The following is a 691-nucleotide window of genomic DNA, read 5'->3' as shown; positions in this document are numbered from 1 at the left end:
CAATTGATCAGTGTTGCCCCGAGCCGATGGAAGATGTAAGTCGGGGCCAGAATGCGAAGCTACAGCAAGAAGTGGCAACTCTTACCGCCTTAAAAAGCCACCCTAACCCGGTGGCTTTTTTCATTCTGGAGTGGAAGAACTGCCAACCCGCCCCCGCTAAGGTTTGTCGAACGTGCGTGGGATTCGCACAATCCCTTACATGAGTGATCCCACCAACCCAACACAGGCGCTTGTCGATGAGGCGCACCACAAAGACAACCTGAAAAGGTTTGCGGCTATCGAGAGCCGGCTTGAAGACGGCGACTCCGCCATGCAGCAGCTCCGGGCCGACTTGCAAGAGAACACGGCCGCCACCATTCGCATCGACTCGTCCACCTCCGACATGGTTGAGTTCTTCCAGTCGATGAAAGGCGCGTTCAAGGTGCTGAACTGGATTGGCGCACTGGCCCGGCCCATTGGCGCCATTGTGTTGTTGTGCACTTCACTCTGGGGTGCTTGGACACTCTGGAAAACAGGAGTGCCACCCACTCCACCCCACAAATGATCAACCCCTACACACTAGCCATGTGGTGGCACTGGGCCGTCTACTGGACGCCAGATAAACCGAAGGTCGACCATGGCAAGCCTTAAACAACGCATTGCCGTGGGTGCTTTGAGCCTGAGCATGGCGGGCTTCGTCGCCCTGGCAACG

General features: G+C 56.9%; 1 protein-coding gene. It reads left to right on the top strand.

All coding sequences use genetic code 11. The features are described from left to right. The first annotated feature begins 199 nt into the window (after window positions 1-199). The gene (locus tag C5P05_RS11215; RefSeq protein ID WP_114969932.1) at window positions 200-544 is read left to right on the top strand and encodes a hypothetical protein; all 345 of its coding nucleotides are present in this window, start codon (window positions 200-202) and stop codon (window positions 542-544) included. Window positions 545-691: the final 147 nt, after the last annotated feature.

This window comes from Rhodoferax ferrireducens (genome assembly GCF_003347515.1).
Classification (GTDB): Bacteria; Pseudomonadota; Gammaproteobacteria; order Burkholderiales; family Burkholderiaceae_C; genus Rhodoferax.
The sequence above is the reverse complement of the archived record's forward strand: the minus strand, read 5'-3'. Positions and strand labels throughout refer to the sequence as shown.